Origin of the sequence: Microlunatus elymi (assembly GCF_007362775.1) — a bacterium.
Classification (GTDB): Bacteria; Actinomycetota; Actinomycetes; order Propionibacteriales; family Propionibacteriaceae; genus Microlunatus; species Microlunatus elymi.
In genome coordinates, this window is sequence record NZ_CP041692.1 from 4,578,375 (window position 1) to 4,593,071 (window position 14,697).

Annotated in this window: 16 protein-coding genes and 1 tRNA gene; 10 read left to right on the plus strand and 7 right to left on the minus strand. The window is 66.5% G+C overall.

Annotated elements, in window-relative coordinates:
• Nucleotides 1–54: 54 nt before the first annotated feature.
• A complete protein-coding gene (locus tag FOE78_RS20870) occupies nucleotides 55–2,577 on the minus strand; it encodes a penicillin acylase family protein (protein ID WP_210414699.1) in 2,523 nt (840 codons plus the stop codon).
• A 149-nt stretch (nucleotides 2,578–2,726) separates the two neighbouring features.
• Here FOE78_RS20870 and FOE78_RS20875 point away from each other — a divergent pair, with 149 nt between their 5' ends.
• The 4 genes from FOE78_RS20875 (at nucleotide 2,727) to FOE78_RS20890 (ending at nucleotide 4,396) form a co-directional block, all read left to right on the plus strand.
• Nucleotides 2,727–3,059 (plus strand): FmdB family zinc ribbon protein, encoded by a 333-nt coding sequence (locus tag FOE78_RS20875; RefSeq protein ID WP_143987971.1) that lies wholly within the window; start codon nucleotides 2,727–2,729, stop codon nucleotides 3,057–3,059.
• 62 nt (nucleotides 3,060–3,121) lie between these two features.
• Entirely contained in the window at nucleotides 3,122–3,763 is a 642-nt protein-coding gene (cpaB, locus tag FOE78_RS20880; protein WP_143987972.1) for a Flp pilus assembly protein CpaB, read from the plus strand.
• 61 nt (nucleotides 3,764–3,824) lie between these two features.
• Entirely contained in the window at nucleotides 3,825–4,016 is a 192-nt protein-coding gene (locus FOE78_RS20885) for a toxin HicA (RefSeq protein WP_143987973.1), read from the plus strand.
• The gene (locus FOE78_RS20890; RefSeq protein ID WP_143987974.1) at nucleotides 4,013–4,396 is read left to right on the plus strand and encodes a hypothetical protein; all 384 of its coding nucleotides are present in this window, start codon (nucleotides 4,013–4,015) and stop codon (nucleotides 4,394–4,396) included. The genes FOE78_RS20885 and FOE78_RS20890 overlap by 4 nt, the downstream gene beginning before the upstream one ends.
• A 2-nt stretch (nucleotides 4,397–4,398) precedes the next feature.
• On the opposite strand, the gene FOE78_RS20895 is transcribed toward FOE78_RS20890, so the two are convergent.
• Nucleotides 4,399–4,797 carry a hypothetical protein gene (locus tag FOE78_RS20895; protein ID WP_143987975.1) on the minus strand — a complete coding sequence of 133 codons (399 nt, stop codon included), beginning with the start codon at nucleotides 4,795–4,797 and terminating at the stop codon, nucleotides 4,399–4,401.
• A gap of 93 nt (nucleotides 4,798–4,890) precedes the next feature.
• Here FOE78_RS20895 and FOE78_RS20900 point away from each other — a divergent pair, with 93 nt between their 5' ends.
• The 4 genes from FOE78_RS20900 to FOE78_RS20915 all read left to right on the plus strand — a co-directional run bounded on the left by FOE78_RS20900 (nucleotide 4,891) and on the right by FOE78_RS20915 (nucleotide 8,422).
• On the plus strand, nucleotides 4,891–5,586 hold the full coding sequence (locus FOE78_RS20900) for a (Fe-S)-binding protein (RefSeq protein WP_143987976.1): 696 nt from the start codon (nucleotides 4,891–4,893) through the stop codon (nucleotides 5,584–5,586).
• Between the two features lie 2 nt (nucleotides 5,587–5,588).
• A complete protein-coding gene (locus tag FOE78_RS20905; RefSeq protein WP_143987977.1) occupies nucleotides 5,589–7,076 on the plus strand; it encodes a lactate utilization protein B in 1,488 nt (495 codons plus the stop codon).
• Nucleotides 7,073–7,693, plus strand: coding sequence for a LutC/YkgG family protein (locus FOE78_RS20910; protein ID WP_143987978.1), 621 nt, complete (start codon nucleotides 7,073–7,075; stop codon nucleotides 7,691–7,693). Before FOE78_RS20905 ends, FOE78_RS20910 begins: the two co-directional genes overlap by 4 nt.
• A gap of 75 nt (nucleotides 7,694–7,768) precedes the next feature.
• The gene (locus tag FOE78_RS20915) at nucleotides 7,769–8,422 is read left to right on the plus strand and encodes a malonic semialdehyde reductase (RefSeq protein WP_143987979.1); all 654 of its coding nucleotides are present in this window, start codon (nucleotides 7,769–7,771) and stop codon (nucleotides 8,420–8,422) included.
• A 77-nt stretch (nucleotides 8,423–8,499) separates the two neighbouring features.
• On the opposite strand, the gene vapC is transcribed toward FOE78_RS20915, so the two are convergent.
• The 3 genes from vapC to FOE78_RS20930 are packed head-to-tail and all read right to left on the minus strand — an operon-like array spanning nucleotide 8,500 to nucleotide 10,520.
• Nucleotides 8,500–8,889, minus strand: coding sequence for a type II toxin-antitoxin system VapC family toxin (gene vapC, locus FOE78_RS20920; protein ID WP_143987980.1), 390 nt, complete (start codon nucleotides 8,887–8,889; stop codon nucleotides 8,500–8,502).
• Entirely contained in the window at nucleotides 8,886–9,086 is a 201-nt protein-coding gene (locus FOE78_RS20925; protein WP_143987981.1) for a type II toxin-antitoxin system VapB family antitoxin, read from the minus strand. The genes vapC and FOE78_RS20925 overlap by 4 nt, the downstream gene beginning before the upstream one ends.
• A gap of 60 nt (nucleotides 9,087–9,146) precedes the next feature.
• Nucleotides 9,147–10,520, minus strand: a complete 1,374-nt coding sequence (locus FOE78_RS20930) for a UTP--glucose-1-phosphate uridylyltransferase (protein ID WP_143987982.1) — start codon at nucleotides 10,518–10,520, stop codon at nucleotides 9,147–9,149.
• Nucleotides 10,521–10,585: 65 nt separating this feature from the next.
• Here FOE78_RS20930 and FOE78_RS20935 point away from each other — a divergent pair, with 65 nt between their 5' ends.
• A complete protein-coding gene (locus FOE78_RS20935; RefSeq protein ID WP_143987983.1) occupies nucleotides 10,586–11,533 on the plus strand; it encodes a hypothetical protein in 948 nt (315 codons plus the stop codon).
• A gap of 87 nt (nucleotides 11,534–11,620) precedes the next feature.
• Entirely contained in the window at nucleotides 11,621–12,676 is a 1,056-nt protein-coding gene (locus FOE78_RS20940; RefSeq protein WP_143987984.1) for a YeiH family protein, read from the plus strand.
• A gap of 60 nt (nucleotides 12,677–12,736) precedes the next feature.
• On the opposite strand, the gene FOE78_RS20945 is transcribed toward FOE78_RS20940, so the two are convergent.
• A tRNA-Arg gene (locus tag FOE78_RS20945) sits at nucleotides 12,737–12,812 on the minus strand.
• Between the two features lie 127 nt (nucleotides 12,813–12,939).
• Nucleotides 12,940–14,667 (minus strand): ABC transporter family substrate-binding protein, encoded by a 1,728-nt coding sequence (locus FOE78_RS20950; RefSeq protein ID WP_143987985.1) that lies wholly within the window; start codon nucleotides 14,665–14,667, stop codon nucleotides 12,940–12,942.
• Nucleotides 14,668–14,697: the final 30 nt, after the last annotated feature.

Below are 14,697 nucleotides of genomic sequence, written 5' to 3' on the forward strand. Positions count from 1 at the left end.
CTGCCACCGGTGCCGTTCCTGGCCAACAGGGGTGCCGATCGCACGCCGATAGCTTCAGCTGGTCGGATTCAGGGTCAGCGTGGAGGTCGCCGCCCGACGAATGCTCGCCGGTTCGGATCGGAACGGCAGCATCCGATTGGCCGCCCACAGCGGAAGTTGATCATCGTAGTTGTGCTGGAAGGCGTGGCCGGAGTTGCCGCTCTGGTTGATCCAGCGGCTGTCGTCCACATCGGCCCAGTTGATCAACATCCGCATCGCCGGCCCGTTGGTGACGGCGAACCCCTGCCGGTCGTCGAAGGAGAGGGCGTTCACGATCGCCGGACCGCCGGGCGCCGGGTAGTCGCCGCGGTTGAAGAGTCGGTCGATGCCGCCGACCTCGCCGAAGGCCTGATGTCGCAGGGTGATCCGGTGCAGTTGTCCCCAGCGCCACTGCTGCGAATCCTCGGCCATCATGGCGGTGATGTCCTTGCGGGCCGTCGTCATCGCCCGGATGATCATGTCGTCACGGGTCTCCCGCACGTTCTCGGTCCGGACGTCGTCCCACCACGGGTCGTCCGGCTTCGTGATCAACTCCGCCAGCACCGCGTACCAGCGATCTCCGCTGCTGGGCTGCAGGTCGGCCGGGAGTTGATCATCGAAGGTCTGATGCAACAGGTCGCGCATCAGCACGTTGAAGAAGGCGGCGCCGGCCGAGTCGGCCGAGGCTCGGCGATCCCAGGATCTCAATACCTGTTGGCCTTCGGCGACCCACCGATCGGTGATCTTGACCTGCAGCAGGGCCGGCAGCAGCGGGTCGGCGTACCGCACCCGGTCGTCGGCGAAGAAGGTCTCGGCGGTCGCGGGATCGATCTTGCCGGCCGCGGTGATCCGATCGATCAGCTGCTGGCTCCGCCAGCCGTACGACTCGCCGGCCGACAGCGGGTAGGGGTAATCCGCGCTGACGATCGGCTGGTTGGCCGCGACGATGTAGCCGCTGGGCGGGTTGTAGCTGTACGGCAGTTCAGCGAACTTGATCATGCCGGTCCAGTCGTACCGCCGGTCCCAGCCGGGCACCGGCACCGAGCCTTCGCCGCGGCCGCGGATCGGGATCGCGCCCGGCAGTTGGTAGCCGATGTTGCCCTGCCGATCCGCGTAGAGCAGGTTCTGGGACGGGGACGACAGCAGCTTCGCCGCGGCGCGGAAGCCGGTGAAGTCGGTAGCTCGATCCAGCGCGAACACCGCGTCCATCGACCTTGACGGCGTCAGCGCGGTCCAGTTCAGAGCGACTGCGGTGGCGGGCTTCTCGGCCGCACCGACCCGGTGGAATTGATCATCGACGTCCGACATCAACGGGCCGTGCCGGGACTGCCGGATGGTGATCTTGTACGGCTCGTCCTGCCCTTTGATCTTGATCTCCTCGGTCCGGATCGTCAGCGGCTGCCAGTCGTTGCCGACTCGGACCTGATCACCGCGAACCCTTTCCAGATAGAGATCCTGCACGTCGACGTAGGAGGTGGTCAGGCCCCAGCTGATCTGCTGGTTGTGGCCGATGATCACGCCGGGCATGCCGGAGAAGGTGAAGCCGCTGACGTCGAACGGGCACTGCGCATTCAGGTTGCGGCAGTGCAGACCCATCTGCTCGAAGATTGACGGGATCGAGGTGGCCAGATGCGGGTCGTTGGCCAGCATCGCCGCCCCGGTGGTGGTCCGGGATCCCGAGACTGCCCAGGAGTTCGAGCCGACCCCCGCGTCCGCGCCACCGCCGCCGACCAGCTGCGGGATCGACTGCAGACTCCTCGCCACCCGGCCGAGCGCCGCCTGCGCGTCCGGCGTCTCGACATCGGCGACCGGCGGGCGTCCGGACGCCGGACGTGCCTGTGGGTCGAACCGTCCGGCCCGCACCGCGCCCCGAGAGATGATCGGCTGGAACTGATCAAGATCGTAGGGCGGGAACAGCTCGGCCACCTGGTCGGCGCCGTACTTGGGAGTCAGCAGGGCACGTTCGATCTCGTCGTCCTTGTTGCTGCTCAGATCCCAGGCCATCGCCTTCAACCAGGACACGGTGTCGACCGCGGTCCACGGCTCCGGCCGGTAGTCCAGCCCGGTCAGCCCGAGCACGCTGTATTCCAGCGACAGCTCGCTCGGCGACTGGCTACGCAGATAGGCGTTCACCCCGTCGGCGTACGCGTCCAGGTAGCGCCGCGTGCTCGACGACAGCAGCTGCACCTCCTGTTCGGCGACCTGCCGCCAGCCCATCGTCCGGATGGTCTTGTCGGTCTCCAACTGGGAGGGGCCGAACAGCTCCGACAGCCGTCCGGCGGTGATGTGCCGGCGGAAGTCCATCTCCCAGAACCGATCCTGAGCATGGACGAAGCCCTGCGCCAGGAACAGGTCCTCGGCGTTGTCGGCGTAGATGTCGGGCACGCCGTACTGATTGCGGATCACCTCGACCCGCGAGCGCAGGCCCGGCAACTTCAGCTCGCCGTCGGCCTGCGGAAAGGAGGATCGGGTTGTGGTCACGGCCAGGCTGGAGAGCGCGCCGATGATCAACACCAGCACGAAGATCACGAACAGCATCCACCGATGCACCCGACGCACTCCGGCAGCGTACAGACAGCCGGAATACGCTCCGGCGGGCCACGCGGGAATAAGATCGGCTTAGCAGTCGCTATGCTTGAGTGCCAGCCGGCTCGGCGGGTTCCGTCGACCGGCACTTCTTTGCCGAGTGTGATCCGAAGAGAGCCCAGATGCCGACCTACCAATACCGTTGCTCCGAGTGCGGCCAGGACCTGGAAGTGGTCCAGAAGTTCAGCGACGCCGCGCTCACCGAGTGCCCGAACTGCCACGGCCAGCTGCGCAAGGTCTACAACGCGGTCGGCGTGGTCTTCAAGGGATCCGGCTTCTACAGCACCGACAATCGCAGTGGTTCCAAGGCGGGCACGGCCACCGCGACCAGCGATTCGGGCAGCAGCAGCAAGTCCGACTCCGCCAGCAACGGATCGTCGTCCAACGGTTCGTCCTCGTCGGGTTCGAAGGAATCCAGCAGCAAGGCGGCACCGGCGAAGGCTGCCGCCGGCTGATTTGTTCCCGGCCTGTGGATAACTCGGGCCGGAACCTCCCGAACACTCCTTAGGTTCGGGACATGGCACGTACCTCAACCTCACCGCTGTCCGAATTCACCCGGCTGATCTCCTGGCACCGGCGCAAGCTGGCGGTGCTGGCCGCCATGGGCGCGGCCGTCGCCGGCATCAGCGCAGCCACACCCGAACCGCCGCCCAGCGTCAGCGTGGTGGTGGCGTCGCGCCAGTTGTCCGGCGGGCGGCAACTGACCGCCTCCGACCTGAGCACCGTGGATCTACCGGAGTCGGCGGTGCCGTCGGCTGCTCTCACCGACCCGGCGCCGCTGATCGGCCGCACCCTGGTCGCCCCACTCAGCGAAGGTTCGGTGCTGACCGACCTCAGCGTGCTCGGTCCCCGACCGGACGTCCGGGCCGGCATGGTGATCGCGCCGCTGCGAATCTCTGACGCCGCCGTCGTCGGGCTGCTGCGGGTCGGCGATCGCGTCGATGTGGTCGCGTCGAATCCGGAGTCCGACGCCGGCGCGAAGGTGATCGCCGATCAGGTCCGAGTGGTCACCATTCCCAAACCGGCCGAGGACACCAGCCAACTCTCTCCCACCAGCGGCGACCCGCAGACCCTGCTGCTGATCGAGGTCACCCGAGACCAGGCCACCGCGCTGGCCGACGCCGCCGCGACCAGCCAACTCAGCGTGCTGCTGGGTTGACCGGATCTGACCGACGGAGCATCTAGATGGATAGACTTATTTCATCTACCAGGGTAGTCTTATGAAGCGCAGGGACCTTCTGGACCTCATTGCCGAGTACGCAGCCGAGAACGGCCTGCCGTACACCGAATTGGAAGGTGCTAACCACACCAAGATCAGGGTCGGCAGTAAACAGGCGACGATCCGGCGTCACCGCGAGGTGAACGAGTTGACCGCTCGGGCCATCCTGAAGCAGATCGGAGTAACGCCATGAAGATCACCGCCGTCGCCCAACGGTCGAGCGCCTGGTGGGCGATCCGCATCCCCGAGGTGGAAGGTGCGTTCACCCAGGCGCGCCGCCTTGACCTGGTGCCCGGCATGGCTGCCGAGGCTGTCGGAATGCTGTTGGACATAGATCCCGCCAGTATCGAGGTGACGGTCGAACCGCATACCGATCAGGACTCGCTGATCGCCCAGGCCCGAGAAGCACGTCGGGCTGCCGACGAAGCAGCCACCGAGGCAGCGCGAACGATGCGCCAGGCTGCCCAGCATCTGCTCGCCGAGAATTACACAGTCCGCGATGCTGGGCGGCTGCTCGGACTGTCGCCACAGCGGGTTTCCCAACTGGCGCATCAAGAGCTGGTTGACGCCTGACCTCAGTGGCCGTGGTGCGGGGGGACGTCGGCGAGTAGGCGGCGCTCGTCGGCGTCCGGGGCGCGGTCGCTGAGCACGGGGCGTTCCGGGTTGTCCAGGTCGAGGCGTTGCCGCAACGCGTTGAGTGCGGCGATCCACTGGGCGGCGCCGATGCCCTGCCGCAGCTCTGCCGGCACCGGATAGGGCCACGGCTCGCCGGCTGCGCGCCGCTGCCGGATCAGTTCGCGCAGACCGTCCGGGCCGCCGTCGCTGCGGTCCGCGATTGCTGCTGCAACCACCTGAAGGTCCGGCGTGGGCTGGGTACCGAGGCCGTCGAGCCGCTGACCGGTGATCGCGTACGCCAGCGCCTCGTGCCAACGGACTCCGACGGCATCACGTCCGCTGTCTTCGCTGCCCGTCACGTTGGGCATCGTACGGCGGCCGCTGCCCCACCGGCGACCACGCCGGAGGAGCCTTTAGGGTTAGGGCCAAACGAGCAACAAGGAGGTGACCGGGTGAAGGTGTCGTTGTTCGTCACCTGCCTGGCCGACACGCTGTTTCCCGACGTCGGCAAGGCCACGGTCACCCTGCTGGAGCGGCTGGGATGCGAGGTCGGATTCCCGGTCGAGCAGACCTGTTGCGGTCAGATGCACATGAACACCGGCTACGCCCGACCGGCCGGCGACATGGTGCGCGGCTTCGCCGACACGTTCGCCGACGCCGAAGCCGTCGTCGTCCCTTCGGGATCCTGCACCGGAATGTTGCGCGAGTACGGTCAGAGCGTCGCTCCCGGCGTCCACCTCCCACCGGTGTACGAGTTGACCGAGTTCCTGGTCGACGTGCTCGGCGTCACCGACGTCGGAGCCTCGTTCCCGCACAGCGTCACCTATCACCCCACCTGCCACTCGCTGCGACTGATCGGCGTCGGCGACCGCCCCTACCGGCTGCTCGAGGCGGTCAAGGGCATCGAGCTGCGCGAACTGCCCGAGGCCGAGCAGTGTTGCGGCTTCGGCGGCACCTTCGCACTGAAGAACGCCGACACCTCCTCGGCGATGGGCGAGGACAAGATCAAGAACGTGATCAAGACCGGCGCCGAGGTGGTCTGCACCTCCGACTCCTCTTGCATGATGAACATCGGTGGCTTCGCCAGCCGGCACAAGACCGGGATCCGGTCCATGCACCTGGCCGAGATCCTCGCCAGTCAGGAGTGATCATGACCAGCCAGCAGGTAGGGCTACATCCCAAGCCGGGTGAGGCATTCCTGGGCATGCCGACCTTCACCAAGGCCGCCCACATCGCGCTCGCCGATGATCAACTTCGACGCAACCTCGGTCACGCCACCCACACCATCCGGGACAAACGCAAGCGGGTGGTCGGCGAGCTGGAGGACTGGCAGGACCTTCGCAGCACGGCCGCGGCGATCAAGGACAACACGCTCGCCAATCTCGATCGGCACCTGGAGCAGTTCGAGGCCGCCGCCACCGCGGCCGGCGCCACCGTGCACTGGGCCGCCGATGCTGCCGAGGCCTGCAAGATCGGGATCGAGATCGCTCAGCGCCACCGGGCCACCGACGTGATCAAGGTGAAGTCGATGGCCACCCAGGAGATCGGGCTCAACGAGGAGCTGGAGAAGAACGGCATCCACGCCTGGGAGACCGATCTGGCCGAGCTGATCGTCCAGCTCGGCGGCGACACCCCCAGCCACTTCCTGGTGCCGGCGATCCACCGCAACCGGGACGAGATCCGGCAGATCTTCGCCGACAAGATGGGTGAGGTCGGCCGACCCGCACCGGCCGACCTGACCGACGAGCCGCGCCGCCTGGCCGAGGCCGCCCGGCTGCATCTGCGGGAGAAGTTCCTGGCAGGAAAGGTGGCCTTCTCCGGCGCCAACTTCGCCATCGCCGAGACCGGCACCCTGGTCGTGCTGGAGTCCGAGGGCAACGGCCGGATGTGTCTGACCCTGCCGGACGTGCTGGTCTCGGTGGTCGGGATCGAGAAGCTACTGCCGACGTTCGCCGATCTCGAGGTGTTCCTGCAGGTGCTGCCCCGGTCGTCGACCGCGGAGCGGATGAACCCGTACACCACGATGTGGACCGGCGTGACTGAGGGCGACGGACCGCAGGAGGTGCACATCATCCTGCTGGACAACGGCCGCACCCGGGCGCTGGCCGACACCACCGGCCGGCAGGCGCTGCGTTGCATCCGCTGCTCGGCCTGCCTGAACGTGTGTCCGGTGTACGAGCGGGTCGGCGGCCACGCCTACGGCTCGGTCTACCCCGGCCCGATCGGTGCGATCCTGAATCCCTTGCTGCACGGGGTTTCCGAGCCGCACGACGCCGCGCTCCCCTACGCGTCCAGCCTGTGCGGTGCCTGCTACGAGGCCTGCCCGGTCAAGATCGACATCCCCTCGGTGCTGGTCGAGCAACGGGCCGAGGTGATCGAGGATCGTGCCGAGCGCGGCGGTCCGAACGCCGAGGCGCTGGCGATGCGGATCGCGGCCTGGACGTTTGCCGATCATCGCCGGCTGGAGCGTGCGCAACGGCTGGCCGGCCGGGTCGGCCCGGCCGCAAAGTACGTACGGCGGCTGCCCGGCATGCTGGGCGGCTGGACGCAGAGCCGGGACCTCCCGCCGGTCCCGAGGGAGTCCTTCCACCAGTGGTGGGAACGGACCCGAGCCGCAGGCAAGGAGGGCGGCCGATGAGCAGTCGAGAACAGGTGCTGGCGGCGGTTCGCGGCGCGATCCGGGACGCAGCAGCACCGCCGATCCCCCGCGACTATCAACGCGACCTCGGGATGGACTCGGCCGGGCTGATCGCGCTGTTCGCCGAGCGGGTCGGTGACTACAAGGCCGACGTGGAGGTGATCAAGCGAGCCGACGTCGGCCGGGTGATCGGCAATCAGCTGGCGACCCGGCAGATCGGCTCCGTGGTGGTCCCCGATGATCTTGATCCGGGTTGGCTGACAACCGTTACCAGCAAGGTGATCCGGGATCATGCGGACCTTTCCGCCGTTGATCTTGATCAGATCGACGCGGTGATCACTGGCAGCGCTGCTGCCGTCGCGTTGACCGGGACCATCGTGCTCGACGGCGGCCGGATCCAGGGCCGGCGAGCGATCAGCCTGGTGCCCGACACCCACGTCTGCGTGGTCGACGCCGACGACATCGTCGGCACCGTGCCCGAGGTGATCGGCCGGCTCGACCCGACCCGTCCGTTGACCTGGATCGCCGGCCCGAGCGCGACCAGCGACATCGAACTGGACCGGGTCGAGGGTGTGCACGGTCCCCGCAACCTTGTGGTGTTGATCACGACGTCGTGACCGAACGCGAGCACCGTGAGCAGCGTCACAGTCCATAGTGGAACAATCATTCCTCACTTGAATGTTCAAGCAATCATGACGGACACCACCAACACCTCCGCGGACCTGGCCGAGTTCGAGGCCGAGTTCGCCGCACAGCTGGCGCTCGCCCCCGAGGCCCAGGACCTGCTCTTCCGCTCCGCCCGTACGGCGAACACGTTCACCGACGAGCCGGTCAGCGACGAGCAGCTGCGCGCCATCTACGAACTGATCAAGTACGCCCCGACCGCGGCCAACAGCCAGCCGCTGCGGATCGTCTTCCTGCGTTCGGCCGAGGCCAAGGAGCGGCTGCTCCCGCTGCTGGGCGAGGGCAACCGGGCCAAGACCTCGGCCGCCCCGCTGGTCGCGATCCTGGCCGCCGACACGGACTTCCACGACGAACTGCCGAAGGTGTTCCCGCACGCCGGTGCCGCCTACCGGGAGATGTACGCGGGCAACGACGACGCCCGGATCGGCAGCGCCCGGCTGAGCGCCGCCCTGCAGGTCGGCTACTTCATCCTCGGCGTCCGCGCCGCCGGCCTGGCCGCGGGTCCGATGGGCGGCTTCGACGCCGACGCGGTGAGCCGGGAGTTCTTCCCTGACGGCAAGCACCAGGCGCTGGTCATCGTCAACATCGGCAAGCCCGGCGAGAACGCCTACTTCGAGCGCAACCCGCGGCTGAGCTTCGACGAGGTCGCCAGCTTCATCTGAGCAAGATCAACTTCCACATCGTTGCGAACGCTCCCTGCCCGATCCGGGCAGGGAGCGTTTCCTTGTTGGGAACAGATTCAGGCCGGCCGGAGACCGAGCCGCTCCACGAACGGCAGGAAGTCACGGTCGGCAAAGAGCAACTGATGGTCGTGCTCGATGCAGAAGGAAGCGATCATCACGTCGATCGTCTTGCGTACGGTGATTCCGCTCCGTCTCAACTGCCGAAAGTTGGCCGCGCTCAGAAGCGCCATCTCGACGCCGAGCATCGGAAACTGCGTCAGAGAATCCATCGCAGCCCGCGCCCGTTCTGCATCGGCCTCGGATCGAAAGCCCTGCAGAACTTCGGCCAAGATGAGATCGCCGACCGCCAGCAACTCAGTCGACAGCAGGGCATCCAGCCGATCGGTTTCACGGCTGACGATGCCGTTGAAGTAGTCGATCCAGACGCTCGAGTCGACGATGATCACGACGCGACGTCGGTGCGCATCTGGTCAAGATCACCGGTCCAGACGAGCTTGCCCCTGAGCTCTCGAATGTCCGACTGTGCACCGAGACGCACCAGCAGCTCGAGTCCGCGCTCGACGGTTTCCTTCTTGGTCGACGTGCCGGCGGCAGCCTGAGCGGCCGCCATCAGCCGGTCGTCAATCTCGATGTTGGTTCGCACCCTGACTCCATGTGTATGACTGTCCTTCATCATACACACGCCCGCGGCGGAGTGTGCGCGCTACTCGATCACCGCGTTGTCGGCGATGGTCTGCGGTTCGCCGGTGTCGGTGAGCTTCACGGCACCCTCCACCCGGACGCCGGAACCGAAGGTCCAGTCGCCCTCGACGGTCAGACTCTTGGCCTGTTGCAGCGACGGCGGACCGGCCGGAAAGCGGGCGTCGAAGTCGGCGATCTTCTTGTAGTAACGGGAATCCAGCTTGATCAACGGCGCCTCGGGCACCGACTTGTTGATCTTGCCGTCGGCGCCGACGGTGTAGCTGTCGGAGCGCAGCAACAGCAGATCGTTGGTGGTCTTCACCGGCAGGAAGCGTTCCCGGCCGACCACGATCGCGGTCGCCCCCTGGAAAACCTCGATCGCCGCACCCATCGCCGACTCGACCTGGATCACCTCCGGCGAGGACGAATCGGAGGGGTCGACGTTCTTCACGTTCTTGATCAACGGCAGCCCGAGCACCCCCTTGCGTTCGGCCAACGTACGCTGCAGCGCCCGCAGGTCGAACCACAGATTGTTGGTGTGGAAGTACGGATGCCGGTGCTCGTCGGTGAAGTAGCTCAGCTCGTCCTCCGGCGTCTGCGCGGTGTCGCGCAGGATCAGCCGGCCGTCGGACTTGCGGATGGCCAGGTGCCCGCCCTTCAGGTCGGCCTTCGTACGCCGGCACAGCTCGGCCGCGTACGGGGCCCGCGAGTCGGCGAACCAGCCGGCGATCGCCGCGTTCGGCGCCGCGCCCAAGTTGTCGGAGTTGGACACCGAGGCGTAGCGGTAGCCGGCGTCGATCAGCTGCTGCAGCACACCGGATGCCAGCAAAGCGGTGTAGAGATCACCGTGCCCGGGCGGACACCACTCCAGGCTCGGGTCGGCGGGCCACTCGACCGGGGTCAGGTCCGAGGCCAGCAGCTTCGGCTCCCGGTTCTGCAGGAAATCCAGCGGCAGCCCGTCCACCGCCAACTTCTTGTACGGCTTCAACGCTTCCAGGGTGTCGTCGCGCGTCCGAAAACTGTTCATGAAGATCAACGGCAGCGGTACGTCGTACGTCTTCCGGGCCGCCTTCACCTGGGCCACGATCAGGTCCAGGAAGGATTTGCCGTCGCGGACCGGCAGCAGCGACTTGGCGTTCTCCATCCCCATCGAGGTGCCCAGACCGCCGTTCAGCTTGATCATCACCGTCTGGGACAGCGCCGCTCGCTGATGCCCCTCGCTGATCGCGGTGTCGGCCAGCTCGTCCGGATCGGTCAGTGGCGCGATGGTGTCCTCAGGAATCAGGCCGGTCGCCCCGGACTCCAGTTGCCGGTAGTAGTGATCGAAGACCTCGATCGCCTCCGGCGCCACTCCGGCCGCCGCCATCTTCTCCCGGGCAAGAGTCAGTCCGCTCATGGGCTGATCGTAGGGGACGTGAGATATTGACAGCCAACCACCGACGCACGATCAGGACGGACGACATGCTGCGACTGGGCCGCCGAGGATTCCTCGGCCTGACCCTGGCCGCCGGCAGCATCCCGCTGCTCGGCGCCTGCAGCTCCGGATCCGATGCACCGCAGATCACCCAGGACGAGGTCCAGCAACTGCAGGACAGCTTTGCCCACAAGAGTTTCCAGGCGATGCGGACCCGAGATCGGCAGTTGATCAAGACCGTGGAGACGGGCGAGTTGCTGCAGCGAGACCTGGACACCATGGACCTGGCCGACCGGCTGAAGCTGCCCAAGACCGCACAGGAATTCACCCTGCCCAACTCACGCGGCTACCCGGTCGCGGGCTCGGGTGACCAACAACAACTGGTCACCGTTTCCGACTACAGCAACGCACCGCAGAACTGGCAGAACCTCGGCCTCTACCAGCGGACTTCGCCCGATGCGGCCTGGCTGCGTGCCTTCAGCGCCGGGATGTACGCCGCCGACGTACCGGACTGGTCGACGGACAAGCCGCTGACCACGGTCGATCCCAGCGACGACGAGTACGCCGCCGAGCCCCAGGAGATCCCCGGCATCGTGGCCGCGGCACTGCAACACCCGAATGGCGCCGACGGCCGCAGGTTCGCCGCCAGCGATGTGCTGCAGCGCTACGCCGACGACCTCGCCGCCAACAATCAGAAGGCCGCGTCGATGGGGCCGGTCACCCGCAGCTATCACCCGGGCCGGTTGTTGATCGCGGTGGCCACCGACGGCGGCTATCTGGCGTTGGGCACCTTGACGTTCACCCAGACGGTGACCGCCAAGCCCGGTTCGTCGGTGACGTTCAGCCCGAACTCCGATCAGCACAAGGTCTATCCCGACAAGTACAGGGTGGCCACTGCGAGCTACTCCGGCATGATCGCGGTTCAGGTGCCGACCGCGGGTAAGCTCACCCTGGTCGCCGGCGAGGAACGGCAGACCGGGCTGGCGGTGAAGTAGCCTGGCTTGTTACAAGGCAGCCTTGTATCTCCACAAGACTTGAGGGACTACTCCGGCTCGCTTCGGCAACGCAGCATGGATGCCGAGATGAGAACGGTGCAGATCCAGCGGTCCTCCGCTGCACACAACGTGGCCACAACCCTGCCTGGTATCGGCGTCGCCGTCCTGATCGCCGTGCTGGCGACCATGATCGGACGCCTGGTGCCGGTGCTGGGCGGGGCCGTGCCCGGGATCGTGATCGGTGTCGGGGTCGCGGTCGTGGTGAAGCCGGGCGAACTGCTGGCACCGGGGATCCGGTTCGCCGGCAAGTATGTGCTGCAGTTCGCCGTGGTACTGCTGGGCACCCAGCTGTCCATCGCCGAGGTCGGCCGGGTCGGCGTTGAGTCGCTGCCGGTGATGCTCGGCACGCTGACTGCCTGCCTGGGCGGTGCCTGGCTGTTCGGCCGGCTGCTCGGGGTGGTCGGTGACCTGCGGACCTTGATCGGCGTCGGCACCGGGGTCTGCGGCGCATCCGCGATCGCGGCCGCCGCGCCGGTGGTCGGCGCGGTCAGCATGGACGTCGCGTACGCGGTGTCGACGATCTTCCTGTTCAACATCGCCGCCGTGATCACGTTCCCGCTGATCGGGCACCTGCTCGGGCTGAGCCAGCAGGCGTTCGGCCTGTTCGCCGGCACCGCGGTCAACGACACCTCCTCGGTGGTCGCCGCGGCCACCACCTACGGCGCGGAGGCCGGCCAGTACGCGATCGTGGTGAAGCTGGTCCGGTCGTTGATGATCATCCCGATCTGCATCGGCCTGGCGGCGCTGGCCGCCCGCCGAGCTCGTTCCGGCGGAGCGTTGCAGCCGGCGGCAGGCAGGCCGAGCATGATCACCCAGCTGAGCCGCTGGGTGCCGTGGTTCCTGGTCGGCTTCGCGCTGATGGCGGCGATCAACTCGCTCGGGTTCATCCCGGACGCCGCGCACCCCGGACTGAGCACCGCGTCCACCTTCATGATCACCGTCGCACTGTCGGCCATCGGGCTGTCCACCGATGTCCGCGCACTGCGCCGCGCCGGCGCCCGACCGCTGGCCCTCGGCGCCTTGCTCTGGGTCACCGTCGGCCTCACCAGCCTCGGCCTGCAGTGGCTGACCGGCGCTCTCTAACCGACTTGTCAGCGTTAGAGAGCGCTATGGCGCGTTGTGGCGCTGACAAGTCGGTGGGATTGGCGCCCTCGGTCAGATTCGAACTGACGACCTACCGCTTAGGAGGCGGTTGCTCTATCCCCTGAGCTACGAGGGCAGGACCCGTGCTGGGCCGCGGACCAGCGTACGGCATCGGGTTGAAACAGGCGGGGCCCGCGCCGAAGCGCGGACCCCGCCCGAAGTGATTCAGCCGTGATCAGCTGATCAGCATGGTGATCAATCGATCACTTCTGCCAACCGAAGTTCTGGACCGGCTGCACACCGAATCCGTCCAGACCGGAGTACGGCTCCGGGGTCAGGTTGGCCAGACCCTTCTTGGTAGCAACGACCGTCGGACCGTTGAACATCGGCATCATGCCCCAGGTCTGCTTGAAGACCTCGACCTCGAGGTTCATGCCGGCCTCGGTCTGCTTGGTCTGATCGGCGATCTTCCAGAGCGCCTCGATCTTCTTGTCCATCTCCGGGGTGCCCGTCTGGGTCTTGTTCAGCGAGGTGGAGGTGGAGCAGTACAGCTGGCACATGTAGGCCACGCCGAACGGGTCACTGGAGGTGAACCCGAGCATGAACGCGTCCCACTGTCCGCCGGAGAAGATCTTGGAGAAGTCGGCGCTGGCGATCTGCTTGATCTGCATGTCGACGCCGATTTCCTTCTCCATCGACTGGATCGCCTTGCCCTGGGCGATGATCGACGGATCGTCACCGGTCAGCGGCAGCTCGAAGCTCAGCTTCTTGCCGTCCTTCTCGCGGATGCCGTCGGAGCCCTTGGTCCAGCCGGCCTCGTCCAGCAGCTTGCCGGCCGCGGCGGTGTCGTACTTGTAACCGGCCTCGGTGAAGGCGTCCTTGTAGCCCGGCTGGAACGGCAGCAGGTTGAAGGAGCCCGGGGGCTGCTCGGTGTAGTCCAGACCGTTGAACCGGATCTTGGCGACGGTCTTCCGGTCGATGCCCTCCATGATCGCCTGGCGGACCTTGGGGTCCTTCAGGATCGGAGTGCCGGCGTTGAGCTCCAGCACACCGTTGTACAGCCGGGAAGCCCGGTGCACGGTGATGTCGGACATGCTCTTGACCTGGGCCAGCCGGTCCTTGGTGGCAACGCTGACCATGTCGATCTCGCCGTTCTTGAAGGCGTTGATCGAGGCGGTGTCCTCGTACTGCTGGAAGACGACCTTGTCCAGCTTGCCCTTGTCACCCCACCAGTTCGGGTTCTGCTTGAAGGTGACCCGGCCGGTCTTGAAGTCGGCGCTGTCGATCGTGTACGGGCCGGCGCCCCACTCCGGGCGCATCTTGTTCAAGTAGCCCGTGTTGTACACGTCCGGGGTGTTCACGTGCGGGTTCAGCACCGTGTTGAACAGACCCTGCCACCAGGCCCACGGTCCGTCGAAGGTGACGACGGCCTGACGATCGTCGGTGCCCTTGGTGACCGACTTGATCTGGGAGTAACCGTCGGTGCTGCTGGCGATGAACTTGGAGTTCTTACCGCTGTTGTCCTGCCAGGTGGTCTTGAAGGTCTCCCACGTCATCGGGGAGCCGTCGTTCCACTTCGCCTTCGGGTTGATCGTGTACGTGATGACGGTGTTGCCGTCCTTCTGCTCATCCTTCACGTCGGTCAGGTAGTCCGGGTTGGCGGACCACTTGCCCTCGGGGCTGAAGAACATCATCTGCGGGTTGTACCAGGTCCAGATCTGGTTCGTGTAGGCCGAGCCGTCCGCCTGGAAGGTGTTCTGCTGGGCAGACACCTCGACGATCGGCATCGTGACGGTGCCGCCGTCCTTGATGTTGTCGCGCGGCTGCGGGTTGTAGTCGGCCAGCAACTTCGTGCTGCCCTGCGCGGCCGAGCTCTGGTCGCTCGAACCCTGGTCGTTGTTGTCACCGCTGCCGCCACCACAGGCGGCCAGCGAGAGGGAAAGCGCAATGGCCGCGACCCCCGCGACCAAGCCCTTCTTTCCGAATCTCATGACTTTCCTTTCGAATGCTCTGACATTTAT